Source organism: Bradyrhizobium sp. SSBR45G, assembly GCF_030159255.1.
GTDB lineage: Bacteria > Pseudomonadota > Alphaproteobacteria > Rhizobiales > Xanthobacteraceae > Bradyrhizobium.
Genome location: NZ_BSCT01000052.1, coordinates 14,242 through 40,804, shown reverse-complemented (window position 1 = coordinate 40,804; position 26,563 = coordinate 14,242). Strand labels below are relative to the sequence as shown.

Here is a 26,563-nt window from a genome sequence, read left to right as displayed (position 1 = left end):
CCTCGGAATGCCTGTCACTGAGATTATCGTGTCTCACTTGAGGGGGGCAGTCCAGTGCATATAACTGAACCTGCCGGATGTAAATTTAAGTGCACTGTCACGGTCATAAAGGGATCGACTTCCGGCTGGACAATTGCAGAGAGGGCGCATGGAAGACCTTATGGACCGCGCCGCCCTGGCCGACACGCGAGCAGCTTCAGTGATGCTGCCGTCGACACAACACCGATCAGGCGTGCTCGATCACATCAGCGTCGCGATATCATGGATCGGCACCGCAGCCCCGGTGGGCAGAGGCGCAGCCGTGCGATCGCTTTGCATCAGACCCGCCATGGCGCCGTGCCCACCCTCTCGCGACGCAAGCCGACGCGCCCCAGGCACGGCTATCGCATATTACTAATCTGAGTTTGTCGCGTGTATCCTCATCGTCATGACTGGGCTCCGTCCCGGGCATCAACGTCGTTCTCAGCGCGCCGGACGACGTGGATGGCCGGGACACGCCCGGCCATGACGACGTGGAGAAAGTCGAGCGCAAAACTGCGATCGTCAAACGCGATAGTCCTGCCGCCCCAGGGGTCCGCGACGCGACCGCAATCAGCCGACGCACGCCCGATCCGACACATGCCCGCCATACGCCGCGGCTACCAATCGAACGCACAGCCTTGATGAGGAGCACCATGGCCGACAACGACCTCGACGTCTACCTGACCGCGCGCAACGTGCTGGTCGAAATGCGCCTAAATTTGGCCAAGGCCGTTTCGGCCGGTTACAAAAAGGGCGAAACGGAAACTGCGGTCAAGAGCCTCATCGAGGTCCAGCAGGCCATCGACGTGATCGACCACGCGAGCGAGGAGCTGGAGGAGCTCGACGAGGGCGAGCACGACGAGGACTGAAGCACTGCGCGATCAGCCCGTGCCATGCTGCATCGACCATCCTCAGAGTGAGCACGATCCGGGACGTCTCCTGCAGGGAGATTGAGGTCCGAGGGTGGGCAAAGGCGCAGCCGAGCCGTCGCCTCACAGCCAGTTCGTGATGGCGCCGTGCCCACCATCACCGCCCCGCATGCCGCCCGACGGTGGGCACGCGCCGCCTGACGGCGGCGCTTTGCCCACCCTACGCGATGACCAACGAACAACGACTCGCGAATGTCCATCGCTGCGGCCTCAAATTACGGTGACAGTGCATTTAATTCCGACGGTCGCGCGGTTTCGAGGGCCTCGGTGGTATCACGCCCGATCCCGGCATCCCGACATCACCGCGGCGGCATCCTCTCGAATCTCGGCAGCGCTGGATCGAGGTGATCCCAGGCCTGTCCGGCCGCCGTCCAGGACACCAGTTGCGGCTTGTAGCGGCTGGGGTCGTCGAGGCTCGCTGGCGGGACGATGAAGACGTCGGGCATCGCGGGAAATGTCAGGTGGAGGTGCGAGCCGCAGGTCGGGCAGAACGCGCGCTGCTTGACGGTGCCGCCGTCGCCGACACTCTGCCAATGCGACACCTCGCCTTCGACCTTGACCTCCGCCGCGACGAAGGTGAGGTGCGATTGATGGCCGGCGCCGCTGTCGCGCTGGCATTGCCGGCACTGGCAGTCGAGCATCACGGCGGGCTCGCCCGAGATCTCGTAGCGCACCGCGCCACAGGCGCAGCCGCCAGCGTAGGACTGGGTCATGTCGCTCTCCCGTTGCATCAGTGCCGCTGCTTCGACGACGCCTCTTCGCCGGCGATCCGGTCGAGATTGGCGACGACCTTCTTCCAGCCTTCACTCATCTTGCGATAGGCGGCTTCATTGGTCGGAAGCACGAAGCCGGAATGCACCAGGCGCAGGCGCGTGCCGGTCTCGGCCTTGGACAGGCTGAAGGTGACCACCGTGTCCAGTGGCGCGCCGTAGCCGACATTGCCCTGATGGCCGCCCTTCCATGCATAGGACAGCCGCTCGTTCGGCACGACCTCCAGCACCTCGCAATGAATGGTGCCGTCCCATCCGCCGGCGGGCGTGGTCTGATAGGTGAAATGCGTCCCTACGACGGGCGCGAAGCCCGTCGGCGCCATCAGCCAGCGGCCGATCAGCTCGCCGCTGGTCAAGGCTTTCCAGATGATCTCGGGCGCATGCGGGAAGACCTCGTCGACCACGATGGCCTGGGTGTCCGGCTTGACGGCTTGGTTCATGGGTCGATGTCCTTCAGCAGGTGTCTCAGATTGGCGAAACGGTCGCGCCAGAACACGCCGTAATGGCTCATCCAGTCGGCCAGCGGCTCCAGGCCGCGTGGCTCGGCGCGGTAGTAGACCTTGCGCCCTTCGGGGCGCTCGCAGACCAGGCCGGCCTGCTTCAACGCCTTGAGGTGCTGCGAGATGGCCCCTTGCGTGACGCTGCTGCCGCGGGTCAACTCGACGACGGTGATCTCGTCGGAATTCACGATGCGCTCGAACACCGCCCGCCGGGTGGGGTCGGCCAGTGCGCGCATGACGATGGTGACGGTCTCAGCCTGGATCATGCAGAATGAATAGTCATTACTAATCAATTAGTCAATGCTAATGTTTTTTGGGTCACATCTGGGGCCCCTCGCGATCCGCTCCTGGGACTGCCCCAAGGGACGGCACGACCGCGGCGGTCGCCAACCGAAAATCCGAATTATTTAGTTTCCGTTTTCCAGAAACAATGCTATGGTGTGCCATCCCGTCCCACTTGAGGGGCGCATCGCGATCGTCACGAGCGTTGGGTGCGGGATGCGGTGGGCGTGTCGGGTTGCAGCGTGAGCGATCATGCCGACGAACGATCCGATGCGCACGGCGAAATCGTGTGGTCCTGGTCTCCCGGTGCTGAGACCAAGTCGGCGCTGCCAAGTTTTGACGAAGCGCGCGGGCGACGGGGGCAAAAAGCCGGTCCCCGGGGAGAGCACGTATAAGCCGTTCCAACCATTGCGCGGGGAAGGCCGGATGATCCGGCCCGTACCTGTGGTGACTGCCGCCTGCTTTTTTTGCTGCAGGCGGGCCATGGGTGCGACCGGCACCCGGCCTTCCCCGCGCCCTCATTTTCGAGAGGGCGGTGACACGAGCAACACTCGGGCGCGAAAGCGGGCGCGAGGATGAGAGCGCATGTCCATCGACCGTCATTCATCTCCGCCGTCGTCCCGGGCAAGCTGCGGCGACGCGACAGCGTCGGCGCGGCGCAGACCCGGGACCCATACTCCGCGGCGGTCGTGTGAGGCACGCTGGAGCATTCAGCTCGCGCGACAATTTGCGCCGGTGGCTATGGATCCCGGCGTTCGCCGGGATGACACCTGTGATGGTGGGGCCGCTTCTGATTCTACGAGAGTTGGAAACTCGCCCCTCAACCTCCGCTGTCGTCCCGGCGACGCGACAGCGTCGGCGCGGCGCCGACCCGGGACCCATACGCCGCGGCGGTCGGGTGAGGCACGCTGGAGCGTCCAGCTTGCGCGCCAATCTCCGCCGGGGGTTCTGGATCCCGGCGTTCGCCGGGATGACAGCTGTTTTTGGAGAGGCGCTGATGGCATCCAAGACGCAGAGAAGCGCTTTGAACCTTCCCTCTTCCCGCTGGAACACATCCAGACGCCTCACTCCTGCCAAACCCCGCAGAAAAACCGACTGAACCGCCCTCCCCGATCCGGTAGACTTCGCCGCGTGACACACCGCCCCACGATTCTCGTCTTCGACTCCGGCCTCGGCGGCCTCAGCGTGTTGCGCGAGGTGGTGCGGGCGCGGCCCGACGCGCATTACGTCTATGTCGCCGACGACGCGTTCTTTCCCTATGGCCATCACAGCGAGCAGGCGCTGATCGGCCGGGTGGTGCCGCTGATGGGCGAGCTGATTTCGGCACACCGGCCCGACCACGTCGTGATCGCCTGCAACACTGCCTCGGTGCAGACGCTGGCGCCGCTGCGCGCCACCTATGCGGTGCCCTTCGTCGGCACGGTTCCCGCGATCAAGCCGGCCTGCGCGCAATCCAGGACGAAGCGGGTCTCGGTGCTCGGCACCAAGGCCACGGTGGCGCGCGAATACACCCATGCGCTGATCCGCGATTTCGCTGGCGGCTGCGAGGTGACGCTGGTCGGCTCGCCGGAGCTCGCCTCGCTCGCCGAAGCGGCACTCAGCGGCGAAGCCATCACCGACGAGGCCATTGCCGCCGAGATCGCGCCCTGCTTCACCGGCGATGCCGCCGATCCTACAGCACGCACCGACACGATCGTGCTCGCCTGCACGCATTATCCGCTTCTGCTCGACCGCCTCGAACGGCTGGCGCCCTGGCCGGTCGCCTGGGTCGATCCGGCGCCGGCGATCGCGCGCCGCGTGGTCGACCTGCTGGGCCCGGCGACCGCGGGCGCCGACGATGGCGCGGCGACCATGATCTTCACCTCGAACAAGCCGCATCAGCTCAGCCGCGCGCTGACGCCCTTTTTCGGCGGCCGCGTGCCGGCCTGAGGAGCTCCGATGTCCGCGACGCCGAAACCGTTCAACCGTCTCAAGCACGCCTGGCGCGACAGGAAGCCGACGTTCGGCGCCATCGCGACCATCCCGAGCATCCAGACGGTGCGGATCATGGCGCAGCAGCTCGACTGGATCATCGTCGACCTCGAGCACGGGCCGATCGATCTCTCCACCGCGCATGCGATGATCACGGCGACCGCAGGCACACCCTGCGTGCCGCTGGTGCGCATCGCCGCCAACGAGCCGCATCTGGCCAAGGCGCCTATGGACCTCGGCGCGCTCGGCATCAACTTCCCGATGATCTCGAGCCGCGCGGAGGCCGAGAAGGCCGTGCGCAGCGTGCGCTATCCCCCTCGCGGCGACCGTCTCTGGGGCCCGTTCCATGCGCCGTTCCATTGGAACGTGTCGATGGCCGACTACATGGCCACCGCCGACGACGACATGGTCTGCATGGTCACGATCGAGCATGTCGAAGCGGTCGAACGCATCGACGAGATCATGGCCACGCCCGGCATCGACATCGCCGTGATCGGCCCCGGCGACCTCGCCACCTCGATCAACAAGCGCGGGCAGCTCGATGATCCCCAAGTGAAATCCCTGATCGCCCGCGCCGAGGCCGGCATCCTCAAATCCGGCGTGCCGATCGGCGGCGCGGCGCGCTCGGCCGAGCAGGCCAATGCGATGATCGAACGCGGCTACCTGGCGCTGGCGCTCGGCTTCGACTGGTCCTTGTTCCAGCGCGGCATTGCCGCAAGCTTCGAAGGAATCAAACGCTGATTCGCGCGAGGCTTCGCGCCGGACTTCATGTTTCAAACGAAAACCAACATTGGGGGAGAAGACCATGATGAAAAAGACGATTTTGGGCGTGTCGCTGGCCGTGCTCGGGCTTGGCGCGGCCCTGGCGCAGCAGCCGGCGATCAAGCGCACGATGCTGCAGAAGACCGATTTTCCGGACGGCTATACCATCGTCGAGGCGATCGCCGAGGTTGCGGCCGGTGGCGCGGCCGGCCGGCATACCCATCCGGGCGTCGAGACCGCCTATATCCTGGAGGGTGAGGCCGAGCTGATCGTCGAAGGCCAGCCGGACCGGCACCTCAAGGCCGGCGATTCGTTCCAGATCCCGGCCGGGGTGGTTCATGACGCCAAGGTTCACGGCGACAAGGGCCTGAAGGTGCTCGGCGTCTATGTGGTCGACAAGACCAAGCCGCTCGCCTCGCCGGCGCCCTGACGCCGCGGGGCTTTCGTCGGACCGGCGGTCGGTGCTAACAGCGGCTGCCGCCGGGGACCGGACGGCCACCAAGACAAATCGGGAGGAACGGCTTCAGGATGCGCGGAACGACCAGGACCATCTCGCTGCCGCGCCGTCTGATCATCGATCTGATGCGCGCCTCCCGTGACGTCCCGTTCGTGTCGCTGGCGCGGACCCTGAACGTCCGGCCGCTGCTGGATGCGCGCAGCCTCGCGGCCCGTCCGCCGGGCTTTGCCGCGATCTTCGTCAAGGCCTTCGCGCTGGTCGCGCGCGACGAGCCCACCCTGCGCACCCTCTACGCCAAATGGCCGCGGCCCTGCTTCTACGAGATGCCGCGCAACGTCGCGATGGTCGCCATCTCCCGGATCGAGGACGGCGAACCCTGCGTGCTGATGCAGCGGGTCGGCGATCCCGACCGGCTGACGCTGGCCGAGGTCGATGCGATCATCCGGCAGGGCAAGGACGCCCCGGCCGACCAGGTGCCGGCGTTCCGGAAGATCCTGCGGACGACCCGCCTGCCCTGGCCGCTGCGCCAGCTGGCCTGGATGGTCGGGCTCAATTTCGGCCGCCAGCGGGCCAACTGGTTCGGCAATTTCGCCGTGACCGGGGTCTCGGCCTATGGCGGCGGCGAATTGCATGCGCTCAGCCCCGGTCCCTACATCCTGACCTTCGACGTGGCCAAGCCCGACGGCACGATCGGTGCCATGATCCGCTGGGATCACCGGGTGACGGATGCCGCCCTGATCGCCCGGATCTTCGCCCGGCTGGAACAGGTGCTGAACGGCGAGATCGCGACCGAGCTGCGGACCGCCGGGCCCAAGCCGGTCCGGGCGATCAGCGGCTGAGGGAGGTGAAATCGGGGTCGTTTGCGGCGTCAAGCGACCGTGGACGATGAAATCGAGCCGGCGGGGGCGATTTGACCGCCAAAAGCGGCTCCAGCGGTTTGACAAGTCAGCGGTTTCTCCCTTAGAACCCGCCTTGCTCGCGGGCCGCTTTCGGCCCGCGTTGCGTTTCGCGACCCGTGGCCTTCTCCCTTCATGCTTTGGGGATGGGCCTGTCGGTGGACCGGGTTTCCCGGACACACAGGAGGGCGCGTTTCCTCGAACCCTAACTGAATTGAAGAGGACGCGATGACTAAGCGCAGTGAGGCGAAGTACAAGATCGATCGCCGCATGGGCCAGAACATCTGGGGCCGCCCGAAGAGCCCCGTCAACCGCCGCGAATACGGCCCCGGCCAGCACGGCCAGCGCCGCAAGGGCAAGCTCTCCGACTTCGGCGTGCAGTTGCGCGCCAAGCAGAAGCTGAAGGGCTATTACGCCAACATCTCCGAGCGCCAGTTCCACGGCATCTATGTCGAGGCCGGCCGTCTCAAGGGCGACACCGGCGAGAACCTGATCGGCATTCTGGAGCGCCGTCTCGACACCGTGGTGTTCCGCGCCAAGTTCGTCTCGACCATGTTCGCCGCGCGCCAGTTCATCAACCACGGCCACATCAAGGTGAACGGCCGCAAGGTCAACATCTCGAGCTACCAGGTCAAGCCGGGCGACGTGATCGAGGTCAAGGAAGCCTCCAAGCAGCTCGCCGTGGTGCTGGAAGCCTCGCAGCTCGCCGAGCGCGACGTGCCGGACTATATCGAAGCCGATCACGGCAAGATGACCGCGAAGTTCATCCGCATCCCGGCGCTGTCCGACGTGCCGTTCGCGGTGCAGATGGAGCCGCATCTGATCGTCGAGTTCTACTCGCGCTGATCTTGACGGAGCCGCGCTCCGCTCACATCTGATAATCCGAAGGCCCTGGCACGCGCCGGGGCCTTTGCTTTTTGGGGTTGTTTTTCGGATGAGGCGAACCGATTCCCGAATGCCACACTTGCCACGAAAACGCCCCAGCTGGGCTGACAGGGTGTCCAACCCGTGATTCACTGTCGGCAGTTGTAAAGTAGCGGGGCGTTCGCCATGGAGTTCAACAGGCGCAATATCATCTTCGGCGCGTTGCCGACCGATGCGGTCGGTTCACCGCCCCTGCCGCCGTTGCGGGCGCCGCCCCTCAGCGCTTCACCGTTACGCGCACGGCCCTCTGGCCTCCGCTACCGGTTCAACGACGGCATCTATCCTTCAACAGTCTTCGATCATCTTGAACGCTCCTGCTGGCACGTCCAGTCCGATGCGACAGCCCATGTGATCCGCCATCTCGGAACCGGGCTCACCTTTGCCGACGCGCAGCTCCGCTGTGATCCGTTCGCGCTTGAGCTTCTCCATTGCTTCGACGATTCCAGCGAGCTCGCCGACGAATGGCAGACCATGCTGATCGGCTGGGCCGCCGTGAACATGGGCTGGAACATCAAGCGCCAGCGCCCCGGCGCCGCGCTTCTTCTCACGCCATCACGGCGAAGTCCGCTGGAGTCCTGGGTGTTCGATTGCACCGAGGCGCCGCCGCTGGTGGCCGAGCCGATCGAGACCCGGCCGCTGCGGCGGCCGGACATCTGGCTCAATCCGCCGCGCGCGGCGTGATCATTCAAGGAGGCGTTTTGCGGGGATGGCACGAGTTGGGTAAGGTCCGGTCCTGAGAAGCGAACGAGGACTGCCGATGCATTACACCCCGCCCCCACGCGATCCGAAGGCGCCGCCCGTGCGCGTCAATCTGTTGTCCGACACGCAGACCCGGCCGACGCCTGCGATGCGCGAGGCGATCGCGCGGGCCGACGTCGGCGACGAGCAACTCGGCGACGATCCGACCGTGCACGAGCTGTGCGGCCGGGTCGCCGCGCTGCTCGGCAAGGAGGCCGCGGTGCTGATGCCGTCGGGCACGATGTGCAACGTCGCATCGACCCTGGTGCATTGCCGCCCCGGCGACGAGATCCTGGCGCATGAGACCGCGCATATCATCTCGCGGGAGGGCGGCGCGCATGCCGCGCTCGGCGGTTTTCAGGTGACGCAGCTGAAGGGGCCCGACGGGCAGTTCACGCCGGAAACCTTCCGCGCCGCGCTGCATCCGCGCAGCCGCTATCAGCCGCCGCAGACGGTCGTCAGCGTCGAGCAGACCGCCAATATCGGCGGCGGCACGATCTGGAAGAAGGCCGACCTCGACGCGATCGTCGCGATCGCCAAGGCAAACGGCATGGCGACGCATATGGACGGCGCGCGGCTGCTCAATGCGACGGTCGCGACCGGCATTGCCGCGGCTGACATGACCGCAGGCTGGGATTCGGCCTGGATCGATTTCTCCAAGGGCCTGGGCGCGCCGATCGGCGGCGTGCTGGCCGGCAGCGCGGCGTTCATCGATGAGGTGTGGCGCTGGAAGCAGCGGCTGGGCGGATCGATGCGCCAGGCCGGCATCGTCGCCGCCGCCTGCATCTACGCGCTCGATCATCACGTCGAGCGGCTGGCCGAGGATCACGCCAATGCACGGGCGCTGGCGCGCGGGCTGTCGCAGATCCAGGGCATCGAGGTGCAGGAGCCCGAGACCAATCTGGTGTTCTTCAAGCCCGATGGCGCCGGCGTGTCAGGCGACAAGATGGTGAGCGAGCTGCGCAAGCGCGGCGTGCTGCTCGCGATGATGGACGGCCGCATCCGCGCCTGCACGCATCTCGACGTCACCTCGGCCATGATCGAGGAGACCATCGGCCATGTCAGGGAGATCGTGCGCGGCGCATGAGGATCATGGCACGAGCGCCGCATAGATCAGCTGCCGCACATCGCTCGCGATGCGGCCGCGCTGCGAGGGCGCCTGCATCATGACGATGACGAACAGATCGTCGGCGGGATCGATGAAGAAGAACGTCCCGCCGACGCCGTCCCAGCCATATTCGCCTCGCGGCAGCGGCGGCTTCGCCACGAGGCGCACGGAGAATCCCAGGCCGAAGCCGTGCTCGGCGCCTGGAAAATAGAGGTCGTCACGCGCAATCCCCGCCGCCACGACATGATCCCGCGCCATCAGCGCCACGGTCTCGGCCTTGAGATAGCGGCGGCCGTCGAGTTCGCCGCCGTTCAGCAGCATCTGCGCGAACCGCGCGTAGTCGCTGATCGTGCTGATCATTCCCGCCCCGCCGGACTCCCAGCGCCGCGGCCGAATGGGATCGTCGAGGCCCGCGATCGGCCGGTCAAACCAGTCGCGCGGCGACGGTTCGGCGACGCGGCCGCGCCGGCTCTGGTCGGCGAGGAAGAACGCCGTCTCGCGCATGCCGAGCGGATCGAGCAATCGCTCCCGCTCGAACTGATGGAGCGAGCGGCCGGAAACGATCTCGATCACCCGACCGAGCACGTCGGTGGAGTGGCCGTAGTCCCACAGCGTGCCGGGCTGCTCGGCCAGCGGCAGCCGGGCGAGACGTTCGACGAACGCGGCGTTGTCGATGTCGCCATCGAACAGCGGCGCCTTCGCATAGAGCCGGCGCACCGCCGTCTCGCCGTAGAAGCCATAGGTGATTCCGGAGGTATGGCGCAGCAGGTCGAGGATGGTGATCGGGCTCGCGAGCGGTGCGCCGGCGACCGTCACGCTCGCGAAAGCCGGGATATAGATCGACAGCGCATCGTCGAGCCTGAGTCTGCCGTCATCGACCAGCATCATCGCGGCGACCGACGTGATCGGCTTCGACATCGAGTAGATGCGGAAGATCGCATCTTCCGTCATCGCCGCGCGGCTCGCGGGATCGCGAAAGCCGAAGCTCTGCAGCAGGACCGGGCTGCCATGCTGCTGGACCAGGACGACTGCGCCAGGGATGTTGCCGGCGGCCACCTCGGCGCGGAAGTCGTTGGAGAGCTGATCGAGGCGTCCACGATCCAGGCGGCGCGGCGACGGCTCGCCTGCCCGAGCCAGAACAGGCAAAATCGAAGCCGCGAGCACACCGCCGAGCAGCGCCCGTCGCGAGACCGGCCGATCCACGCTAGCGGCTCGGCTGCAGAGAGATCGGCGTCACCGCGGCGAACCCGCGCGCGCGCGGCTCGCGATCGCCTCGCTCAGCGCCTGGTCATGCAGATCGGCGCTCGCTTCGGAGAAGCAGCAGAAGACGATCTGGGACAGCGAGGTCTCCTCGCTGATCGCGGCGATCGATGTCGTCACGGCAATCGATGCCGCAAGATCTGCGGGGAAGCGAAAGATCCCGGTCGAGATCGCGGGAAACGCGACGGAGTCCAGACGATGCTTGTGACACAGCTCGATCGAGCGGCGATAGCACGAGGCCAGCAGCTCCGGCTCGCCGCGGTCGCCACCCTGCCAGACCGGGCCGACGGTGTGGATCACGTGCCGGGCCGGCAGCCGGTAGCCCTTGGTGATCTTGGCCTCGCCGGTCTTGCAGCCATGGAGCATGCGGCATTCCATGACGAGATCCGGCCCCGCGGCGCGGTGGATCGCGCCATCGACGCCGCCACCGCCGAGCAAAGACGAGTTCGCGGCGTTGACGATGGCGTCAACGCCGAGCTTGGTGATGTCGGCTGTGATGACCTCGAACCGGGTCGCGCCGATCTTTCGAACCGGAGTGATCAGGCGGAGGCTGCCGTGCTGACCTGGATGCCCTTCTCGGTGAACAGCTGCTGCAGCTCGCCGCTCTGGAACATCTCGCGCACGATGTCGCAGCCGCCGACGAACTCGCCCTTCACGTAGAGCTGGGGAATCGTCGGCCAGTTCGAGAACGTCTTGATGCCGTTGCGGAGCTCAGCAGATTCCAGGACGTTCAAGCCCTTATAACCGACACCGACATGGTCGAGGATCTGCACGACCTGGCCGGAAAATCCGCACTGCGGAAACTGCGGCGTCCCCTTCATGAACAGGACGACGTCGTTCGACTTCACTTCGTTGTCAATGAATTGCTCAATGCTCATCTTCGCTTCCTCTAGGGCGCCTCAAGGAACGCCTGGGGCTCGGTGCCGCGCTGATCGCAGCCGGACGGATTCCATCCGCTGCCGACCATCACTTCCCTAATATGTAGCGCAAACCGTTGGTCAGCCAAAGTAAAATGCCGAGGATCAGGCCAGCGGCCGGATCATAGCCTGACGGCAGCAATATATAGCCGTCGGCAAGGGTTTTATCCCGTAACCAAGCCCCTATTTAGGACGAACTGCCAAAAGGAACTTGTTCCGTCGAACGTCGTTTTCTCCTCCTCACCCGGAGACCCTCGTGACCAGTTCAGCGTCCGCCTCGGCCCCCCTCCCCGTCCCTGATGCGCAGACCTCCGCGTCCCTGGCCAGGAGCCTGACCGAGGCTTATCTGGCGGTCCGGGGCGAGACCGAGCGCCGCGCGGCGCCGCTCAGCCCCGAGGACCAGGTCATCCAGTCGATGCCCGACGCCAGTCCGGCCAAGTGGCACCGAGCCCATACCACCTGGTTCTTCGAGCAGTTCGTGCTCGGGGGCCACTGCCGGGGATATGCCCCGTTTCACCCGGATTATGCCTTCCTGTTCAATTCCTATTACGTCAGCGCGGGTCCCCGCCACACGCGGGGCGAGCGCGGCCTGATCACCCGCCCTGGGGCGGCCGAGATCACGGCCTACCGCCGCCATGTCGATGCCGCCATGGTCGACTTCCTGGGCGGCGCCGACGCCGCCACCCTGGCCGCCGTAGCGCCGCTCGTGGACATCGGCCTCAACCACGAGCAGCAGCATCAGGAGTTGATGCTGACCGACATCCTGCATGCGTTCGCGCAGAACCCGACGGCCCCGGCCTATGATCCGTCGTGGCGCTTCCCCACCCCGGCCGGCACGGGCGAGGGTTGGCTGAACCTGCCCGAAGGCATCCACACCGTCGGACATACCGGCGACGGCTATCACTTCGACAACGAGCGGCCGGCGCACCGGGCCCTGGTCGGGCCGGTCAGGATCGCGCGCAATCTCGTCACCAATGCCGAGTGGCTCGCGTTCATGAACGACGGCGGCTACGAGACGGCCACGCTCTGGCTGATGGACGGCTTCGCCACGGCCAGCCGCGAGGGCTGGCAGGCGCCGGGACACTGGTACAAGGTCGAGGGCGAGTGGCGCATCATGACGCTCGGCGGATTGCGAACCGTCGATCCGGAGGCGCCGGTCTGCCACGTCAGCTACTACGAGGCCGATGCGTTCGCACGCTGGCGCGGCAAGCACCTGCCGACCGAGATGGAATGGGAGGTGGCGGCCCGCGGCAGCCAGCTCAACGATGCCTTTGGCATCGTCTGGCAGTGGACGCGCAGCGCCTACAGCCCCTATCCGGGCTATCGCGCCATTGAAGGCGCGCTCGGCGAGTACAACGGCAAATTCATGGTCAATCAGCTGGTGCTGCGCGGCTCATCGCTCGCGACGCCGCAAGGCCATAGCCGCATCACCTACCGCAATTTCTTCTATCCACATCACCGCTGGCAATTCACGGGTCTGAGGCTCGCCGATTACGACTGAGCTGCTCACATCAACGCCGACACATCGCGCCTGTGCGCGTCCAGGAGAGTACCATGAACGTGCACGTGACCGCTTTGTCCAACGCCCATCTGCCGGACGAGAAGACATCCGTCTTCGCGTCGGACGTGGTCGCAGGCCTGGCGCGGCAGCCGAAGCAGCTGCCACCGAAATATTTCTACGACGCGGCGGGCTCGGATCTGTTCGAGCAGATCACGCGGCTGCCGGAATACTATCCGACCCGGACCGAGCTCGGCATTCTCCGGGACCGCGGCAGCGAGATTGCCGCGATCATTCCCGACGATGCCGCTCTGATCGAGTTCGGCGCCGGCGCGACCACCAAGGTGCGGCTGCTGCTGGAGAGCTGCCGCTTTGCGGCCTACGTGCCGGTCGACATCTCCGGCGACTTCCTCACCGCGCAGGCCGACAGCCTGCGCCGCGACTTCCCCGATCTCGGGGTTTATCCCGTCATCGCCGACTTCACCACCGCCTTCCGGCTGCCCGAAGCCATCGCAGGCAAGCCGAAGGTCGGCTTCTTTCCGGGATCGACGATCGGCAATTTCGAGCCCCATGAAGCCTGCCGCTTCCTGCGCTCGGCGCGTGAGATCTTGGGGACCGGTGCGCTGATGATCGTCGGCGTCGACCTCGAGAAGGACGAGCGCGTCCTGCATGCCGCCTACAATGATGCCGCCGGCGTCACCGCGCGCTTCAATCTCAACCTGCTGCTGCGGATCAACCGCGAGCTCGGCGGCAATTTCGACCTGTCCGGCTTCGTCCATCGCGCGATCTACAATCGCGAGCAGCACCGCATCGAGATGCATCTGGTTGCGCGGAAGGCGCAGACGATCCGCCTGCTCGGCACCACGATCTCGTTCCGGGCCGGCGAGAGCATCCACACCGAGAATAGCTACAAATACAGCATCGAGCGTTTCGGCGCGCTGGCGCGCGGGTCGGGCTGGAAGGTCGAGACCGTCTGGACGGATGCTGCGAGGATGTTCTCGGTTCAGGCGCTCGTCGCGGAGGCGTGAGGCTCGGGCTTCGTGCGAAGCGAGAGCGTTTCCCAAAGCGCGACGATGGCCAGCAGCGCGCTCGTCGCCGCGGAAAGAACCAGCGGCGACAGCTCGGTCGCAAACCAGCTCAGTCCAACCAGGGCCAGCAGGCCGACGCCGTGAGACAATTGGAGGAATCCGCGGACGTCGCGCTTGAACAGGATGGTCCCGACCAGGAAGACGAACGGTCCTCCAATCAACACCGCCGCCGTCTCGACGTCGGTATGTCCGAGCGGATGCTTGAGCACGATCTCATCGGCCACCGCCGAGACGATGATGCCGGCGACGATCGGCATGTGCAGATAGGTGTAGGCGGAGCGCGCGACGCGCCCGGACTGGGCCGACCGGGAAATCATCTCCGAGCCCGCTTCGGCGCCGCGATTGAAGTACACAGCCCACATCGCGATCGTGCCGACGAAAGCGCAGGCGAAGGCCGCGATGTTGGCACCGGTCCAGTCGAGCTCGGCGAAGGTGGCGCCGGTGACGACGATGGATTCGCCAAGCGCGATGATGATGAAGCCCGCGCAGCGCTCGGCCATGTGGCCGCCCTCGACCATCCAGTCTTCAACGGTCGACGCGCCCAGGCCCGGAATCCAGAACCGGACGGCCGGAGAGATATATTCGAGCGTGAGCGCGGCGCCCCACAGCGCCATCCGCACGGAGCCCTCGGCGAGGCCGCCGAGCAGCCAGAGCACCGCGGACGCGCTCAGCCAGGACAGAATACGGGCGGCGTTGCGGCGAACGGCGGCCCGATGCGGCGGCGTTGCGGTCATCCAGAATGCGGTCCTGCCGACCTGCATGGCGGCGTAGGCGATCGCGAACCACAGGCCGCGATCCTCGAAGGCTCGCGGGATGGACATCGATAGCACAAGTCCGGCCAGCATCAGCGCGAACAGCAGGCCTCGGACGAGCGCCTTTTCGGGATCGAGCCAGTTGGTGACCCAGGCGGTGTAGACCCACACCCACCAGACGGCGAGGAACAAGATTGCCGTCTGGGCGGCACCGAGCGGCGAGAAATGACCGATCAGATGGTGGGAGATCTGCGTCACGGCGTAGACGAAGACGAGATCGAAGAACAGCTCGACGAACGTCACTCGTCCGTGCTGGTTCGGCTCGATGACGCGAAACAGCGTTCCCCGCGGATTATCCACCGCCATCTCCCCCAGATGCACGCTGCCGGCTGCGGCGCCGATCAGCGCTGGTCCGGGACCCCCGTCTGCAGCGCCAGCGCGTGCAGCACGTCGCCCATCTGGCCGCGCAGCGATTGATAGACGAGCTGATGCTGCTGCACGCGGGACTTGCCCCGAAAGGCCTCGGAGATCACGGTCGCGGCATAATGGTCGCCGTCGCCGGCGAGATCACGAATCGTCACCTGGGCGTCGGGGATGGCGGCCTTGATCATCTGCTCGATAACGTGGGCATCCATAGGCATCCCAGTGCATCTCCCTCTGTCAGCGACGAGCGGCTCCGGGGCTCGCGGGCCGGCGGCTGCAGCTCCCCTTAGTGACCCGTCCGACGGTGCGAATCAAGGCGTTCTCGCGCGACCGTGATAGCGGAATCTAGCGCGAACCGGTTTCGAGGTCACGCCCGGAACCACTATATATCCGGATCAGATCAAATCAGCTGGTCCGGGTGACGCACCCGTGCCCGATGGCGAGGGACATCACATGAAGCTTCCAGGGCCGGATCACCCGATCACCATCACACCGAATCCAAAGCGCGTGCGGGTGCTTGCCGACGGTGTCGTGATCGCCGACACGACCCAGGCGTTGACGCTGAAGGAGGCGACCTACCCCGCGGTCCACTACGTGCCGCGCGCCGATGCCAACATGGCGGCCCTGCGGAAGACCGATCGCGTTACCCACTGTCCCTACAAGGGCGACGCGAGCTATTTCAGCATCGTCGCGAGCGGCAAGACGCTGGACAATGCGATCTGGAGCTACGAGAGCCCCTTCCCCGCGATGACCGAAATTTCAGGCCATCTGGCATTCTATCCGGACAAGGTGCGGATCGAGGAAGTGGCCTGATTGATTCCTGCTGATTGAGCGCCGCGCGGTCGGTGCGAGACCGACACCACGCGGCGGTCCACTGCGATCCGGCTTGCTACACCCTGAAGATCGTGAGTCCGAGGATCAGGAGCACGAGGAAGATCACCAGGAAGATGTAGAACAGAATTCGCGCAACGTCTGCGGAAGCGGCCGAGATTCCCGTGAAGCCGAGAACGCCGGCGACGACCGAGATCAAGAAGAACAGCAGCGCCCATTTGAGAAGAGTCACGGTATGGTCCTCCGGTCAAGCGCCGTCCCGGCGCGTTTGCCTCACTAACGACGCCACCGGGAACCGGTTCCGGCGGCGAACGAGGCCTCCTCGAGATTTTCCGCAACTCCGGACGACCCGTCCCGTAACTTCGTAGCTGGTCGGTGCGTAACGACATCAGGTGCAAAAATTTGGCGAAGCGTGTGAGAAAGCGGCTTGCAGACCGTCACGCTTGCTGATTTGCAGCACTCACGACAACATCCGGTTTTTCCGGCGCCGTCATGCGCTCCGGGGGCACAGCCCTAGCGAATGATGGTGCCAAATTCACACGAGCTCATTTAATCTGGCTCGCGCAGCCTTGTATCGACGTCCGCACGGCGCCTCCGCGGCGAGGGCCACTGCAGACGTTCCATCAGCTGCACGGGCACGGCAACAGCGGCGCTGGGGGGGCACATGGTCATATCAGTTACGCAATCGGCGGCGGCCGCGAAGGTCGACATGCAGGCCCGCCCGCGCGCGCGGGCGCGCAATGCCGCGCTCGATCATGCCCGCACCTTTCTCACGCTGGTGGTGCTGCTCCACCACGCCGTGATCCCCTACACCTATTTCGGGCACACCGATCCAACCTCCTTCCTCGGCTTCGACGGCATCGTGCTGGCCACCGACAGCTTCTTCATGGCCATGTTCTTCTTCCTGTCGGGGCTTTTCGTATGGTCGGGGCTTGCGCACAAATCGATGTTGCAGCACCTGCGCGACCGGCTGTTGCGGCTCGGCCTGCCGTTCGTCGTCGCCGCGCTGACCGTGATTCCGCTGGCCTATTATGCGATCGAGCTGCGCGCCAATCCCGACGCCGGCTTCGCTGCCTTCTGGTGGAAGACCGTCACCGTCGGTCCGTGGCCGAGCGGGCCGATCTGGTTCATCTGGGTGCTGCTGGCGTTCGACATCTCGGCGGCCCTGCTGTACCGCATCTCGCCGCGCCTGCTCGAGCCGATCAACCGGCTGTCGTTGCGCGGGTTCGCGCAGCCGCGCGACTTCTTCTTCGTCTTCCTGGTGATCACGGGCCTGCTCTACATTCCGTCGCGGCTCTATTTTGGGCCGACCTTGTGGTTCGAGGCCGGTCCGTTCTCGGTGCAGGCCAGCCGCATCCTGCTCTACGCCGCCTACTTCTATGTCGGTGCAGGGATCGGCTCGGCCAATTTCGAACGCGGGCTGCTGGCCGCCGAGGGACAGATGTCGCAGCGCGGTCTCGGCGCATGGATCGTGGTGACGCTCGTTCCCTACGCGCTGCTCTGGGTGCTGATCACGATCAAGCGCCAGGTCCTCGGCAATCCGCCGGAGCTGCCGCACTGGTACGAGGGGGCCTATGGCTTCTTCTTCGTGATCTTCAGCGCCGCGATGATGTTCGCGATCCTGTCCTACTTCCTCAACCACCGCCGCTCGGAATTCTCCGTGCTCGACCGCATGCAGGCCGACGCCTACGGCATGTTCCTGGTGCACTACCCGATCGTGCTGTGGATCCAGTATTGGCTGTTCGACCTCAGCCTGCCCGCCATCGTCAAGGCGACGATCGCCTTCGTCGGCAGCGTCTTGCTGAGCTGGGGCGCGACCTGGGTGCTGCGCCGGATTCCGGGCGCGAAGAGCGTGCTTTGATACTCCGCGTCATTGCGAGGAGCGCAGCGACGAAGCAAACCAGAGTCTCGCCTGAGCTCTGGATTGCTTCGCTGCGCTCGCAATGACGCCGGGTAGGACCACGGCTCGGACGACCATTCCCGTTGTCGTCGCCGCGAACGCGGGACCCATAACCGCAGGGCTCGTGGCTGGGCAAGATGATACTCAGCGTGCCTGACGACCGCGGCCGCGGAGTATGGGTCCCGGATCGGCGCTATGACGGCGCCACGCGCCGTCATAGCTTGTCCGGGACGACAGCGGTGGGTTATGCGGCGCTGCCGCCCATGTAGTTCGGCAGCCAGCTTTCGAATCGCGTCTTGAGCGACGCAATCTCGACCGCAGCCTCGCCGGCGATGGCCAGCTCGGTGCCGCCCGTGGTCCCGATGCGCGTGCAGGGAACGTTGGCGCCGCGCATCTTGGCGAGCACGCGGCCGGCTTCCGTCTCCGGCACCGTCACCAGATAGCGCGCCTGGTCTTCGCCGAACCAATAGGCGTGCGGCACGATCGATGCGGGCGCGGCCAGCAGGCGCGCACCGATGCCGGAGGCCATCGCCATCTCGGCGAGCGCCACCAGCAGGCCACCGTCGGACAGGTCATGCGCAGCCGTCGCGGTAGCCGCATGGATCATGCCGCGGACGACATCGCCGATGCGCTTCTCGGCGGCGAGATCGACCGGCGGCGGAGCGCCCTCCTCGCGGCCGCAGACATCGCGCAGATAGACCGACTGGCCGAGCCAGCCATGGGTCTCGCCCACCAGCAGGATCGCCTCGCCCTCGGCCTTGAAGGCGATGCTGGCCGACTTGGTGAAATCGTCGAGCAGGCCGACGCCGCCGATCGAGGGCGTCGGCAGGATCGCGCGGCCGTTGGTCTCGTTGTAGAGTGAGACGTTGCCGGACACGACCGGGAAGTCGAGCGCGCGGCAGGCGTCCGAGATGCCCTTGAGGCAGCCGACGAACTGGCCCATGATCTCGGGCCGCTCCGGATTGCCGAAATTGAGGTTGTCGGTGATGGCGAGCGGCCGGCCGCCGACCGCAGTGATGTTGCGCCAGGCCTCCGCCACCGCCTGCTTGCCGCCCTCGAACGGGTCGGCCTCGCAATAGCGCGGCGTCACGTCGACGGTGAGCGCCAGGCCCTTCGGCCCGTCCTGCACGCGCACGACAGCAGCATCGCCGCCGGGCCGCTGCACGGTGTTGCCGAGAATGACGTGGTCGTACTGCTCCCAGATCCAGCGCTTGGAGCAGAGGTCGGGCGTTGCGAGCAGCTTCTCCAGCGCCGGGATGAGGTCCATCGGCGGATTGACCTCGCGGGCATGGATCACCGGCAGCGCTGATGAGGCCACATGCGGACGGTCATACAGCGGCGCCTCGTCGCCGAGCTCCTTGATCGGCAGGTCGGCCATCACGTCGCCGCCGTGCTTGACGACGAAGCGCTTGCTCGGGGTGGTGTAGCCGACCACCGCGAAGTCGAGGCCCCATTTGCGGAAGATCGCCTCGGCTTCCTTTTCCTTCTCCGGCTTCAGCACCATGAGCATGCGCTCCTGGCTTTCGGAGAGCATCATCTCGTAGGCGGTCATTCCGGTCTCGCGGGTCGGCACCGCGTCGAGGTCGAGGTCGACGCCGAGGTCGCCCTTGGCGCCCATCTCGACCGCGGAGCAGGTCAGGCCCGCCGCGCCCATGTCCTGGATCGCGATCACGCAGTCGGCGGCCATGATCTCCAGGCACGCCTCGAGCAGCAGCTTCTCGGCGAAGGGATCGCCGACCTGCACCGTCGGCCGCTTCTCCTCCGACGAATCGTCGAACTCCGCCGAGGCCATCGAGGCGCCATGAATGCCGTCGCGGCCGGTCTTGGAGCCGAGATAGACGATCGGCATGTTCACGCCGGAAGCCGCCGCGTAGAAGATCTTGTCGGCATCGGCGAGGCCGACCGCCATGGCGTTGACCAGGATGTTGCCGTCATAGCGGGTGTGGAAGCGGGTCTGGCCGCCGACCGTGGGCACGCCGAACGAATTGCCGTAGCCGCCGACGCCGGCGACGACGCCGGACACCAGGTGTCGGGTCTTGGGGTGCTCCGGCGCGCCGAAGGACAGCGCGTTCAGGCAGGCGATCGGCCGCGCGCCCATCGTGAACACGTCGCGCAGGATGCCGCCGACGCCGGTCGTGGCACCCTGGTACGGCTCGATGTAGCTCGGGTGGTTGTGGCTCTCCATCTTGAACACGACCGCCTGGCCGTCGCCGATGTCGATCACACCGGCGTTCTCGCCTGGGCCCTGGATTACCCAGGGCGCCTTGGTCGGCAATCCGCGCAGATGGATGCGCGACGATTTGTACGAGCAGTGCTCGTTCCACATCGCCGAGAAGATGCCGAGCTCGGTGAAGGTCGGCACCCGCCCGATCAGCTTCAGGATGCGCTCATATTCATCGGGCTTCAGGCCGTGGGCGGCGACGAGCTCGGGGGTGATCTGCGGTTCATTGCGCATGGAGAAATGCCTTTGCCCCGTGGGCCGCTGGTCCCGTGAGCCTGTTTCATAGAAAGATAGGCGGGAGGGGAAAAGGCCTTTTACGGCCCTATTCCGCCCTGTCCAGAGCTTTGGCCCGAACCCGCCGGACGGGATGTTTGCAGATTGGCGACCAATCGGATTTAAGACGGTAAATCAACAGTTAAAGGCCCTCGCACGTGCACGACCTCACTCGTTCCGCCTTCGAGAACCGCCCTGGCATCCACATCGCGACCGACGGCGAATTCGCCGGCTGGCGGACCTGGATGCGCGACAGCTACGAATCCCACACCGGCCCGTTCTGGCACCGGATGGAGGAAGACGGCTCGATCCGCTGCGCCTTTCGGGTCGAGAAGAAGCACCTCAATGGCGGCGGCAACGTCCATGGCGGCTGCCTGATGACCTTCGCCGACTACTGCCTGTTCGCCTTTGCCGCGCCGATCATGCAGGGGCCGGGCGTCACGGTGTCGTTCTCGTCCGAATTCCTCGACGCGGCGCGCGAGGGCGAATTGATCGAGGCCACCGGCGAGGTCACCCGCGGCGGCGCCTCGCTGATCTTCCTGCGTGGGATGCTGCATTCCGGGACGAAGCCGCTGTTCTCGTTCTCGGGCACGATCAAGCGGATCAAGCGGCGCACGCCGGAGACCGCGAGCTCGCCGTAGCTCCAAAGCTCCGCGGCGCGCCCGGCTCTTTCCGCGCGTCATTCCGGGGCATTCGCGCGCAAAATGGCGAAGCCATTTTGAAGCAGCGCGAATGAGCCCGGAATCCATAACCCCAAGAGGTGATGGAGACCAAGATCGGCGCCACGCGCAGCTCGCAACACATGGCCACTCGTGAGTATGGATTCCGAGCTCGCGCTACGCGCGCCCCGGAATGACGCGTGGAGGGAGCGTAGGTCGCCAGCCGCTCCTACCCCGCGAGCTGCTTCTCGGCGGTCGCGATCCACTCGGCCTGGGCCTTGCGGACGTGGCGCGGGGCGCGCTTCATCTGGATCAGGAGCTCGGTGAACACCACCTTGGCTTCGTCGACCCGGCCGGCCAGCTTGAGCAACTGGCCATAGCGCACCTTGGCCTCGCTGCTCGGCGCGTAGTCCAGCAGCGCCTGGTATTCCTCGATCGCCTCGTCGGTGCGGCCGGCCTCCTGCAGCGCCCGTGCATAGAGCAGATGCGCCTCGGCCGAATTGTAGTCCGGCCAGCTCTTCTGCAACGCGTCGAGCGTCGCCAGCGCGTCGGCCGGCCGCCGGCGGGCGAATTGCGCCTTGGCCTTGCCGAGCGCGAACAACGGCTCGTGGCCCAGCGGCAGGCTCAGAATGTGATCGTAGTGCTGCTCCGCCTCGTCATAGCGGCCGACCGCAACGCATTCCTCGGCCAGCGCCGCGCGGTTGGCGATCGTGTCCGTGATAGCCACCCGATCCGACAACTCGCGATAGTATTTCTCGGGATCGAGCTTGTTGGCGACGCGCTTGCGCGCCTTCTGGACGTCGTGGCTGCCGAGCCATTCGGGCACCAGCTCGACCACGATATAGGCGAGCGCGCCGATCATCGGCACCATCAGGATGATGAAGGCCCAGGGCTGCAGCCGTCCGGTGCGCGAGGCATGGTAGATCAGCGAAATGTCGAGCAGCAGAACGACGAGTGCGACAGGCACGGCAGACCCCCAACCCACGACCGGATTTACACGCCGGCGTTGATAGCGTGGCTGGCATCGGCCGACAATCCCGCGGCAGCCGCCGGCCGCTTGGCGATGCCGGTTTGACGCTGCGGCGCCACAGCCGGTTCAACGGATGCTTGCTCAGCAAGTCCGCCATGATGCAATGGCTGATGCGCCGACGCGCCGTGTTCGCTCAGCGGATATTTCGCAGCCGCCATTTCACGGTGAGGCCGCGCCGAAGCCGAACAGCGCTGCCGGATTCTCGACGAGCAGCCGGTGCCGCAACGTATTCGACGGCGCAATCTCCGGCAGCAGATCGACCAGGGCGGAGTCATCGGGCATCGGACCGCTGATGTTGACGTGCGGCCAATCGCTGCCCCACAGCACGCGGTCCGGTGCGTGCTCGGCAAGGCTGCGGGCAAACGGCACGACGTCATGATAGGGCGCGCCCGCGATCGAGAAGCGGTCGGCACCGCTGAGCTTGACCCAGACCCGCCCGCTGTCGAGCAGGCGAAACAGGATGTCCCGACAGGCCTCGAGGTTCTGGCTCAGGTCCGGCCTCGCCATGTGATCGATGACCACGCGAGCATCGATCGCCGCAATGAGGTCGACGTAGCGGATGAGATCGGCGCCGGTGACGTGGATCGCCACGTGCCAGTCGAACGGCCGCACCAGCCCAAGCACGGTCTGAATGCGCTCCGGCGCAGGCGCTCCGCCGAGATGGGCCAGGAAGTTGAAGCGCACCCCGCAGACGCCGGCCGCGTCGAGACGCGCAACGTCTTCGGCAGCCACGTCCGGCCCCAGCACGGCGACGCCACGGGTGCGGTCGCGATCCGCCGCCAGCGCATCAAGCAGCGGGCGGTGGTCCCTGCCATGGCCCTGGCTGTGCACGATGACGGCGCGGTCGAAACCGAGACGATCGTGCAGCCGGCGCAAGGCCGCAGCCGGCGCCTCGGGCGGCGTAAAACTGCGATCGTCCGGCAGCGGAAAGCGATCGAATGGGCCGAAGACGTGGCAGTGCGCGTCGCAGGCGCCGGCTGGCAGTACAGGCTGCGGGACCGGGCCGTCCTCCAGGGGCATTGCGGCTCTCATGATCGTGGCGTCAATCGCATCGGGCGCTCATGCCACCGTCGACCACGATCTCCGTGCCGGTGATGAAGCGCGCCTCGTCGGAGGCGAGAAACAGCGCGGCGTTGGCGGTGTCGCGGCCGTCCCCCATGAAGCCCAGCGGGATGCGGGCCTGCCGCGTTCGCAGCAAGGCCTCGACGTCGCCACCCGCACGCTGCCCGGCGAGACGGGCCTCGACCATCGGCGTGTGCATCTGGCCGGGCACCACGGTGTTCACGCGGATGCGCTGCGGCGCGTATTGCACGGCGACGACCCGGGAAAACTGGATCACCGCGGCCTTGGCCGAGGCGTAGCCGACCTGCGCCGAGCCGGTCCAGCGGAGGCCTGACGTCGAGGCCGTATTGACGATGGCCCCTCCGCCTTGTGCCGCCATGTGCGGCAGCGCGGCCTTGCAGGTCAGGAACACACTCTTGAGGTTGAGATCGAGCTGGCCGTCCCAGCTTTCCTCGCTCAGTTCGACCGGACCGCCCGGCGCCGACCCGCCGACATTGTTGACGAGGACGTCGACTCGGCCGAACGCCGCGATGCAGGCCTCCACCATCGCCGTGACCGCCGCCGCGTCGGTGACATCGCAGCCGTGGGCTTCGATCGTTCCGCCCTCTGCGCGCGCCCGCGCAAGCGTTTCCTCCATCCGGTCCGGATCGCGGTCAACGGCGAACACCTTTGCACCCTCGCGCGCGAACATGACCGCAGCGGCCCTGCCGTTGCCCCAGCCCGGGCCGACGCATCCGGCACCGGTGACGATCGCCACCTTACCGTCGAGGCGCTTGGTCATGCTCGTCTCCTCTCCATGAACACGCCTCTCGGCGTGTTCATGGTCCGGTGTGCAGTGCCTCGGCTTTTGCCCCTCATGGCGCGAGTTCCGGCATCTCGCCGTCCGGCAGGCCGATATCGAAGGCGTTGAGGGTGAGCGCCACCAGCGAGTAGTAGCCGGCGATGCCGACCAGATCGACCACGCCGCGTTCACCGAGAGCGCCAGCCGCAACCGCATGCAGATCATCGGGCACCCGGCCGGTGGCCAGCAGCACCTTCGTGTAGTCGTGAACCAGCTTCGCCATGCCGTCGGTGAACTCCGGCTCGCGCCGCTCTGCAATCGCAAGGATGACGGCAGGATCGATGCCGGCGGCGAGCCCGTCGCGCTTGTGGGCGTACCATTCGACATGCGAGGTCCAATGCCGCGCCGTCACCAGGATCGCGAGTTCGGACAAAGCGGGCGGCAGGGACGTGTCATAGCGCACGAACTCACCGAGCTTTTGGGCGCGGCGCCCGAGCTCCGGACTGTGCAGCCAGGCCCGCAGCGGCGCCGGGATGCGACCGCGTTTGCCGGCGATCGCCTCCTCCGCGACGGTGCGCTGGGCATCGTCCATATCGGCGGGAGCAAGGTCTCTGATGCGCATGGCTTCGCTCCCGGTCACGACACGCAGGGCAGCAGCGGCGGTGCTGCCGGCTGCGCCAGAAACGCGACCAGCCGTCCCGCCATCTCGGCCGGCGCCTGCACGTGCATCAGATGACCAGCATCATTAATGGTCGCGGGTTCGGCATGCGGGATCATGCCCGCCAACGCCATGACCTGCGCCTCCGGCCGCAACAGATCATGCGCGCCGGCGAGCAGCAGGCAGCGATGCGGGATGTCGCGCAGACGCGGCAAAAGGTCGACCTTGGCGAAAGCGAGATTGTTGCAGGCGTATCCGACCGGATCATTGCCCAGGAAGCGGCCGAGATAGGCGAGATAGGCGTTGCGATCGCGCCGCAAGGCGGGCGGATAGGAGCGGTCCAGCGTCTCGGCGGCCACCGCGCGCATGCCGGAGCGCATGCAGAGCTCGGACCGCCGGGCCAAATATTGCACGCGGTCCGCATCGACGCTGAGCGCAGGCGCGCACAGCGAAAGCGACGACACACGATCCGGATACGTCAGCGCGAAGCTGACGGCCACTGCAGCGCCCGCAGCGACGCCCGCGATATCGACCGGCCCTGCGATACCGAGCCCTGCGAGCAGCCGGTGGAGGTCGCCGACGTGATCCGTGAAACTGAACGACGATCGCGGCTTCTCCGACAGCCCGGCCCCACGCAGATCGTAGCGCAGCACACGCCGATCGTCGCCCAGCGCCGGCATCAAGGCATCGAAGCTGTCGAGGCTGCCGCCGAGCTCGTGCAGCAGCACGAGCGTCTGCGTCCCGTTCCCCCGCGCCTCATAGCGCAGTGTCAGATCGTCGAGGTGAATCCAGTTCATGGGCAATGGGCTCGTATGGTCCTGGTCGATGCCGGGCGGGCAGCGCGGTTTGACTCGACATGCCCTGCTTGCAATAAAACGCGGCAGGCGGCGGCGCGGAGGACACGACCATCGACATCCGCGAACTTCGTTACTTCGTGCAGGTGGCGCGCGCCGGCAGCGTGAGCCGGGCCTCGGCGATGCTCAACGTCGCGCAATCCGCCCTCAGCCGTCAGCTGATGAAGCTCGAGGATGAGCTGGGCGTTGCGTTGCTGGTGCGCCACGGGCGCGGCGTCCGGCTGACCCGCGCAGGCACGACGTTTCTGGAGCACGCCCACGCCGTGCTGCTGCAGATCGATCAGATGCCGAGCGCGGTCCGCTCGCCGGACTCGAGCTTTGCCGGCCACATCGTGCTCGGCGTGCCGCCCGTTGCCGGCCTGCGCATCGCGCCGTCGATCGTGATCGAGCTGCGCAGACGCTGGCCGCAGGCCTCGGTCCAGGTCCGCGAAGGCATCAGCTCCTCGCTGGAAGAATGGCTGCTGGACCGCCGGCTCGACATTGCCGTGCTCTACAACCCGCCGCCACTCGACGGCATCGCACTCGCACCGATCCTGCACGACCGCATGGTCGTTGCAGCTCCCCCGGCCCCGTCGGGCGAGACGGTTTCCGGCAAGATCCGTTGGCGCGAGCTGGCCGGATTGTCGCTCATCCTGCCGAGCCTTCCGCACAGCAACCGGCGCCTGATCGAGCAGGCGGCGATCCAGAACGGCGCGCGGCTCAACGTCACCTTCGAGGTCGACAGCGTGAGCATGACCAAGGCCATGGTCAAGCGCGGCCTCAGTGCGACGATCCTCGCCTATGCGGCCGTGGCCGGGGAGGCCGAACGCGGCGAGCTCAGCATCCGCTCGATCGAGCGGCCGCCGTTGATCTCGACCGTCTCGATCGGCATGCCGCGCGAACGCCAGCCGACCTGGCTGGCGGACCAGCTGCGCGCCCTGGTGCGCGACGCGATCGCCGAGAGCGTCAGGGACGGCAGCTGGCCCGGCGCCACGATGATCGACGACTACGTGCGCTGA

29 protein-coding genes are annotated in these 26,563 nt (G+C 66.3%); 14 read left to right on the top strand and 15 right to left on the bottom strand.

The features are described from left to right. Positions 1-674 precede the first annotated feature (674 nt). On the top strand, positions 675-890 hold the full coding sequence (locus QQL87_RS34640; RefSeq protein WP_284419032.1) for a hypothetical protein: 216 nt from the start codon (positions 675-677) through the stop codon (positions 888-890). Positions 891-1,249: 359 nt separating this feature from the next. On the opposite strand, the gene QQL87_RS34635 is transcribed toward QQL87_RS34640, so the two are convergent. Genes QQL87_RS34635 through QQL87_RS34625 form a run of 3 tightly spaced genes read right to left on the bottom strand, consistent with a single transcriptional unit; the run spans position 1,250 to position 2,486 of the window. Continuing rightward, positions 1,250-1,663, bottom strand: coding sequence for a GFA family protein (locus QQL87_RS34635; RefSeq protein WP_284419031.1), 414 nt, complete (start codon positions 1,661-1,663; stop codon positions 1,250-1,252). A gap of 17 nt (positions 1,664-1,680) precedes the next feature. Beyond that, a complete protein-coding gene (locus tag QQL87_RS34630; RefSeq protein WP_284419030.1) occupies positions 1,681-2,160 on the bottom strand; it encodes an SRPBCC family protein in 480 nt (159 codons plus the stop codon). Beyond that, complete coding sequence (locus QQL87_RS34625; protein ID WP_284419029.1) at positions 2,157-2,486, bottom strand: ArsR/SmtB family transcription factor; 330 nt, start codon at positions 2,484-2,486, stop codon at positions 2,157-2,159. The genes QQL87_RS34630 and QQL87_RS34625 overlap by 4 nt, the downstream gene beginning before the upstream one ends. Positions 2,487-3,633: 1,147 nt before the next feature. Here QQL87_RS34625 and murI point away from each other — a divergent pair. From murI to QQL87_RS34590, 7 genes are all read left to right on the top strand, one after another. Continuing rightward, positions 3,634-4,431, top strand: coding sequence for a glutamate racemase (gene murI, locus QQL87_RS34620; protein ID WP_284419028.1), 798 nt, complete (start codon positions 3,634-3,636; stop codon positions 4,429-4,431). Positions 4,432-4,440: 9 nt separating this feature from the next. Then, entirely contained in the window at positions 4,441-5,214 is a 774-nt protein-coding gene (locus tag QQL87_RS34615; RefSeq protein ID WP_284419027.1) for an HpcH/HpaI aldolase family protein, read from the top strand. A 64-nt stretch (positions 5,215-5,278) separates the two neighbouring features. Continuing rightward, entirely contained in the window at positions 5,279-5,665 is a 387-nt protein-coding gene (locus tag QQL87_RS34610; protein ID WP_284419026.1) for a cupin domain-containing protein, read from the top strand. 98 nt (positions 5,666-5,763) lie between these two features. Next, positions 5,764-6,531 (top strand): acyltransferase, encoded by a 768-nt coding sequence (locus QQL87_RS34605; protein WP_284419025.1) that lies wholly within the window; start codon positions 5,764-5,766, stop codon positions 6,529-6,531. A gap of 285 nt (positions 6,532-6,816) precedes the next feature. Next, positions 6,817-7,434: a 30S ribosomal protein S4 gene (gene rpsD / locus QQL87_RS34600; protein ID WP_284419024.1), complete on the top strand. Its 618-nt coding sequence runs from the start codon at positions 6,817-6,819 to the stop codon at positions 7,432-7,434. A 204-nt stretch (positions 7,435-7,638) separates the two neighbouring features. Then, the gene (locus QQL87_RS34595) at positions 7,639-8,193 is read left to right on the top strand and encodes a hypothetical protein (RefSeq protein WP_284419023.1); all 555 of its coding nucleotides are present in this window, start codon (positions 7,639-7,641) and stop codon (positions 8,191-8,193) included. A 76-nt stretch (positions 8,194-8,269) separates the two neighbouring features. After that, entirely contained in the window at positions 8,270-9,337 is a 1,068-nt protein-coding gene (locus QQL87_RS34590; protein ID WP_284419022.1) for a threonine aldolase family protein, read from the top strand. 3 nt (positions 9,338-9,340) lie between these two features. Here QQL87_RS34590 and QQL87_RS34585 read toward each other — a convergent pair whose 3' ends face one another. Genes QQL87_RS34585 through grxD form a run of 3 tightly spaced genes read right to left on the bottom strand, consistent with a single transcriptional unit; the run spans position 9,341 to position 11,496 of the window. Next, positions 9,341-10,561, bottom strand: a complete 1,221-nt coding sequence (locus QQL87_RS34585) for a serine hydrolase domain-containing protein (RefSeq protein ID WP_284419021.1) — start codon at positions 10,559-10,561, stop codon at positions 9,341-9,343. Between the two features lie 30 nt (positions 10,562-10,591). Beyond that, positions 10,592-11,161 (bottom strand): O-acetyl-ADP-ribose deacetylase, encoded by a 570-nt coding sequence (locus QQL87_RS34580; RefSeq protein WP_284419044.1) that lies wholly within the window; start codon positions 11,159-11,161, stop codon positions 10,592-10,594. Further along, positions 11,158-11,496 (bottom strand): Grx4 family monothiol glutaredoxin, encoded by a 339-nt coding sequence (grxD, locus tag QQL87_RS34575; protein ID WP_284419020.1) that lies wholly within the window; start codon positions 11,494-11,496, stop codon positions 11,158-11,160. Before grxD ends, QQL87_RS34580 begins: the two co-directional genes overlap by 4 nt. Positions 11,497-11,791: 295 nt before the next feature. On the opposite strand from grxD, the gene egtB reads away from it, so the two are divergent. Both egtB and egtD read left to right on the top strand, forming a co-directional pair. Next, positions 11,792-13,036, top strand: coding sequence for an ergothioneine biosynthesis protein EgtB (gene egtB / locus QQL87_RS34570; RefSeq protein ID WP_284419019.1), 1,245 nt, complete (start codon positions 11,792-11,794; stop codon positions 13,034-13,036). Between the two features lie 53 nt (positions 13,037-13,089). After that, the gene (gene egtD / locus QQL87_RS34565; RefSeq protein ID WP_284419016.1) at positions 13,090-14,061 is read left to right on the top strand and encodes an L-histidine N(alpha)-methyltransferase; all 972 of its coding nucleotides are present in this window, start codon (positions 13,090-13,092) and stop codon (positions 14,059-14,061) included. Here egtD and QQL87_RS34560 read toward each other — a convergent pair. Both QQL87_RS34560 and QQL87_RS34555 read right to left on the bottom strand, forming a co-directional pair. Next, positions 14,037-15,239, bottom strand: coding sequence for a low temperature requirement protein A (locus QQL87_RS34560; RefSeq protein ID WP_284419015.1), 1,203 nt, complete (start codon positions 15,237-15,239; stop codon positions 14,037-14,039). The genes egtD and QQL87_RS34560 overlap by 25 nt on opposite strands. Positions 15,240-15,274: 35 nt before the next feature. Continuing rightward, positions 15,275-15,514, bottom strand: a complete 240-nt coding sequence (locus QQL87_RS34555; protein ID WP_006609193.1) for a BolA/IbaG family iron-sulfur metabolism protein — start codon at positions 15,512-15,514, stop codon at positions 15,275-15,277. A gap of 235 nt (positions 15,515-15,749) precedes the next feature. Here QQL87_RS34555 and QQL87_RS34550 point away from each other — a divergent pair, with 235 nt between their 5' ends. Beyond that, a complete protein-coding gene (locus QQL87_RS34550) occupies positions 15,750-16,109 on the top strand; it encodes a DUF427 domain-containing protein (protein ID WP_284419012.1) in 360 nt (119 codons plus the stop codon). Between the two features lie 76 nt (positions 16,110-16,185). Here the strand turns inward: QQL87_RS34550 and QQL87_RS34545 are convergent, their stop codons facing one another. Next, on the bottom strand, positions 16,186-16,359 hold the full coding sequence (locus QQL87_RS34545; protein ID WP_284419011.1) for a DUF1328 domain-containing protein: 174 nt from the start codon (positions 16,357-16,359) through the stop codon (positions 16,186-16,188). 432 nt (positions 16,360-16,791) lie between these two features. Between QQL87_RS34545 and QQL87_RS34540 the strand changes: the two genes are divergently transcribed. Continuing rightward, positions 16,792-17,988 (top strand): acyltransferase family protein, encoded by a 1,197-nt coding sequence (locus QQL87_RS34540; protein WP_284419010.1) that lies wholly within the window; start codon positions 16,792-16,794, stop codon positions 17,986-17,988. 283 nt (positions 17,989-18,271) lie between these two features. Here the strand turns inward: QQL87_RS34540 and purL are convergent, their stop codons facing one another. Next, positions 18,272-20,482 carry a phosphoribosylformylglycinamidine synthase subunit PurL gene (gene purL / locus QQL87_RS34535; protein WP_284419009.1) on the bottom strand — a complete coding sequence of 737 codons (2,211 nt, stop codon included), beginning with the start codon at positions 20,480-20,482 and terminating at the stop codon, positions 18,272-18,274. A gap of 197 nt (positions 20,483-20,679) precedes the next feature. Between purL and QQL87_RS34530 the strand changes: the two genes are divergently transcribed. Further along, positions 20,680-21,162, top strand: coding sequence for a PaaI family thioesterase (locus QQL87_RS34530; RefSeq protein WP_284419007.1), 483 nt, complete (start codon positions 20,680-20,682; stop codon positions 21,160-21,162). Positions 21,163-21,409: 247 nt separating this feature from the next. Here QQL87_RS34530 and QQL87_RS34525 read toward each other — a convergent pair whose 3' ends face one another. The 5 genes from QQL87_RS34525 to QQL87_RS34505 form a co-directional block, all read right to left on the bottom strand. Beyond that, positions 21,410-22,147 carry a tetratricopeptide repeat protein gene (locus QQL87_RS34525; RefSeq protein ID WP_284419006.1) on the bottom strand — a complete coding sequence of 246 codons (738 nt, stop codon included), beginning with the start codon at positions 22,145-22,147 and terminating at the stop codon, positions 21,410-21,412. Positions 22,148-22,369: 222 nt separating this feature from the next. After that, positions 22,370-23,230, bottom strand: a complete 861-nt coding sequence (locus tag QQL87_RS34520) for an amidohydrolase family protein (RefSeq protein ID WP_284419004.1) — start codon at positions 23,228-23,230, stop codon at positions 22,370-22,372. Between the two features lie 22 nt (positions 23,231-23,252). Then, the gene (locus QQL87_RS34515) at positions 23,253-24,053 is read right to left on the bottom strand and encodes an SDR family NAD(P)-dependent oxidoreductase (protein WP_284419003.1); all 801 of its coding nucleotides are present in this window, start codon (positions 24,051-24,053) and stop codon (positions 23,253-23,255) included. Positions 24,054-24,126: 73 nt separating this feature from the next. Continuing rightward, a complete protein-coding gene (locus QQL87_RS34510; protein ID WP_284419002.1) occupies positions 24,127-24,675 on the bottom strand; it encodes a carboxymuconolactone decarboxylase family protein in 549 nt (182 codons plus the stop codon). Positions 24,676-24,689: 14 nt separating this feature from the next. Further along, a complete protein-coding gene (locus tag QQL87_RS34505; RefSeq protein ID WP_284419001.1) occupies positions 24,690-25,508 on the bottom strand; it encodes an alpha/beta fold hydrolase in 819 nt (272 codons plus the stop codon). 110 nt (positions 25,509-25,618) lie between these two features. Between QQL87_RS34505 and QQL87_RS34500 the strand changes: the two genes are divergently transcribed. After that, complete coding sequence (locus tag QQL87_RS34500) at positions 25,619-26,563, top strand: LysR family transcriptional regulator (RefSeq protein ID WP_284419043.1); 945 nt, start codon at positions 25,619-25,621, stop codon at positions 26,561-26,563.

Excerpts from the sequence above, each read along its gene's own strand:
- QQL87_RS34640 (WP_284419032.1), top strand. The coding sequence starts at position 675 with ATGGCCGACAACGACCTCGACGTCTACCTGACCGCGCGCAACGTGCTG.
- QQL87_RS34635 (WP_284419031.1), bottom strand. The coding sequence starts at position 1,663 with ATGACCCAGTCCTACGCTGGCGGCTGCGCCTGTGGCGCGGTGCGCTAC.
- QQL87_RS34630 (WP_284419030.1), bottom strand. The coding sequence starts at position 2,160 with ATGAACCAAGCCGTCAAGCCGGACACCCAGGCCATCGTGGTCGACGAG.
- QQL87_RS34625 (WP_284419029.1), bottom strand. The coding sequence starts at position 2,486 with ATGATCCAGGCTGAGACCGTCACCATCGTCATGCGCGCACTGGCCGAC.
- QQL87_RS34615 (WP_284419027.1), top strand. The coding sequence starts at position 4,441 with ATGTCCGCGACGCCGAAACCGTTCAACCGTCTCAAGCACGCCTGGCGC.
- QQL87_RS34610 (WP_284419026.1), top strand. The coding sequence starts at position 5,279 with ATGATGAAAAAGACGATTTTGGGCGTGTCGCTGGCCGTGCTCGGGCTT.
- QQL87_RS34605 (WP_284419025.1), top strand. The coding sequence starts at position 5,764 with ATGCGCGGAACGACCAGGACCATCTCGCTGCCGCGCCGTCTGATCATC.
- rpsD (WP_284419024.1), top strand. The coding sequence starts at position 6,817 with ATGACTAAGCGCAGTGAGGCGAAGTACAAGATCGATCGCCGCATGGGC.
- QQL87_RS34595 (WP_284419023.1), top strand. The coding sequence starts at position 7,639 with ATGGAGTTCAACAGGCGCAATATCATCTTCGGCGCGTTGCCGACCGAT.
- QQL87_RS34590 (WP_284419022.1), top strand. The coding sequence starts at position 8,270 with ATGCATTACACCCCGCCCCCACGCGATCCGAAGGCGCCGCCCGTGCGC.
- grxD (WP_284419020.1), bottom strand. The coding sequence starts at position 11,496 with ATGAGCATTGAGCAATTCATTGACAACGAAGTGAAGTCGAACGACGTC.
- egtD (WP_284419016.1), top strand. The coding sequence starts at position 13,090 with ATGAACGTGCACGTGACCGCTTTGTCCAACGCCCATCTGCCGGACGAG.
- QQL87_RS34560 (WP_284419015.1), bottom strand. The coding sequence starts at position 15,239 with ATGGCGGTGGATAATCCGCGGGGAACGCTGTTTCGCGTCATCGAGCCG.
- QQL87_RS34555 (WP_006609193.1), bottom strand. The coding sequence starts at position 15,514 with ATGCCTATGGATGCCCACGTTATCGAGCAGATGATCAAGGCCGCCATC.
- QQL87_RS34550 (WP_284419012.1), top strand. The coding sequence starts at position 15,750 with ATGAAGCTTCCAGGGCCGGATCACCCGATCACCATCACACCGAATCCA.
- QQL87_RS34540 (WP_284419010.1), top strand. The coding sequence starts at position 16,792 with ATGGTCATATCAGTTACGCAATCGGCGGCGGCCGCGAAGGTCGACATG.
- purL (WP_284419009.1), bottom strand. The coding sequence starts at position 20,482 with ATGCGCAATGAACCGCAGATCACCCCCGAGCTCGTCGCCGCCCACGGC.
- QQL87_RS34520 (WP_284419004.1), bottom strand. The coding sequence starts at position 23,230 with ATGCCCCTGGAGGACGGCCCGGTCCCGCAGCCTGTACTGCCAGCCGGC.
- QQL87_RS34515 (WP_284419003.1), bottom strand. The coding sequence starts at position 24,053 with ATGACCAAGCGCCTCGACGGTAAGGTGGCGATCGTCACCGGTGCCGGA.
- QQL87_RS34510 (WP_284419002.1), bottom strand. The coding sequence starts at position 24,675 with ATGCGCATCAGAGACCTTGCTCCCGCCGATATGGACGATGCCCAGCGC.
- QQL87_RS34505 (WP_284419001.1), bottom strand. The coding sequence starts at position 25,508 with ATGAACTGGATTCACCTCGACGATCTGACACTGCGCTATGAGGCGCGG.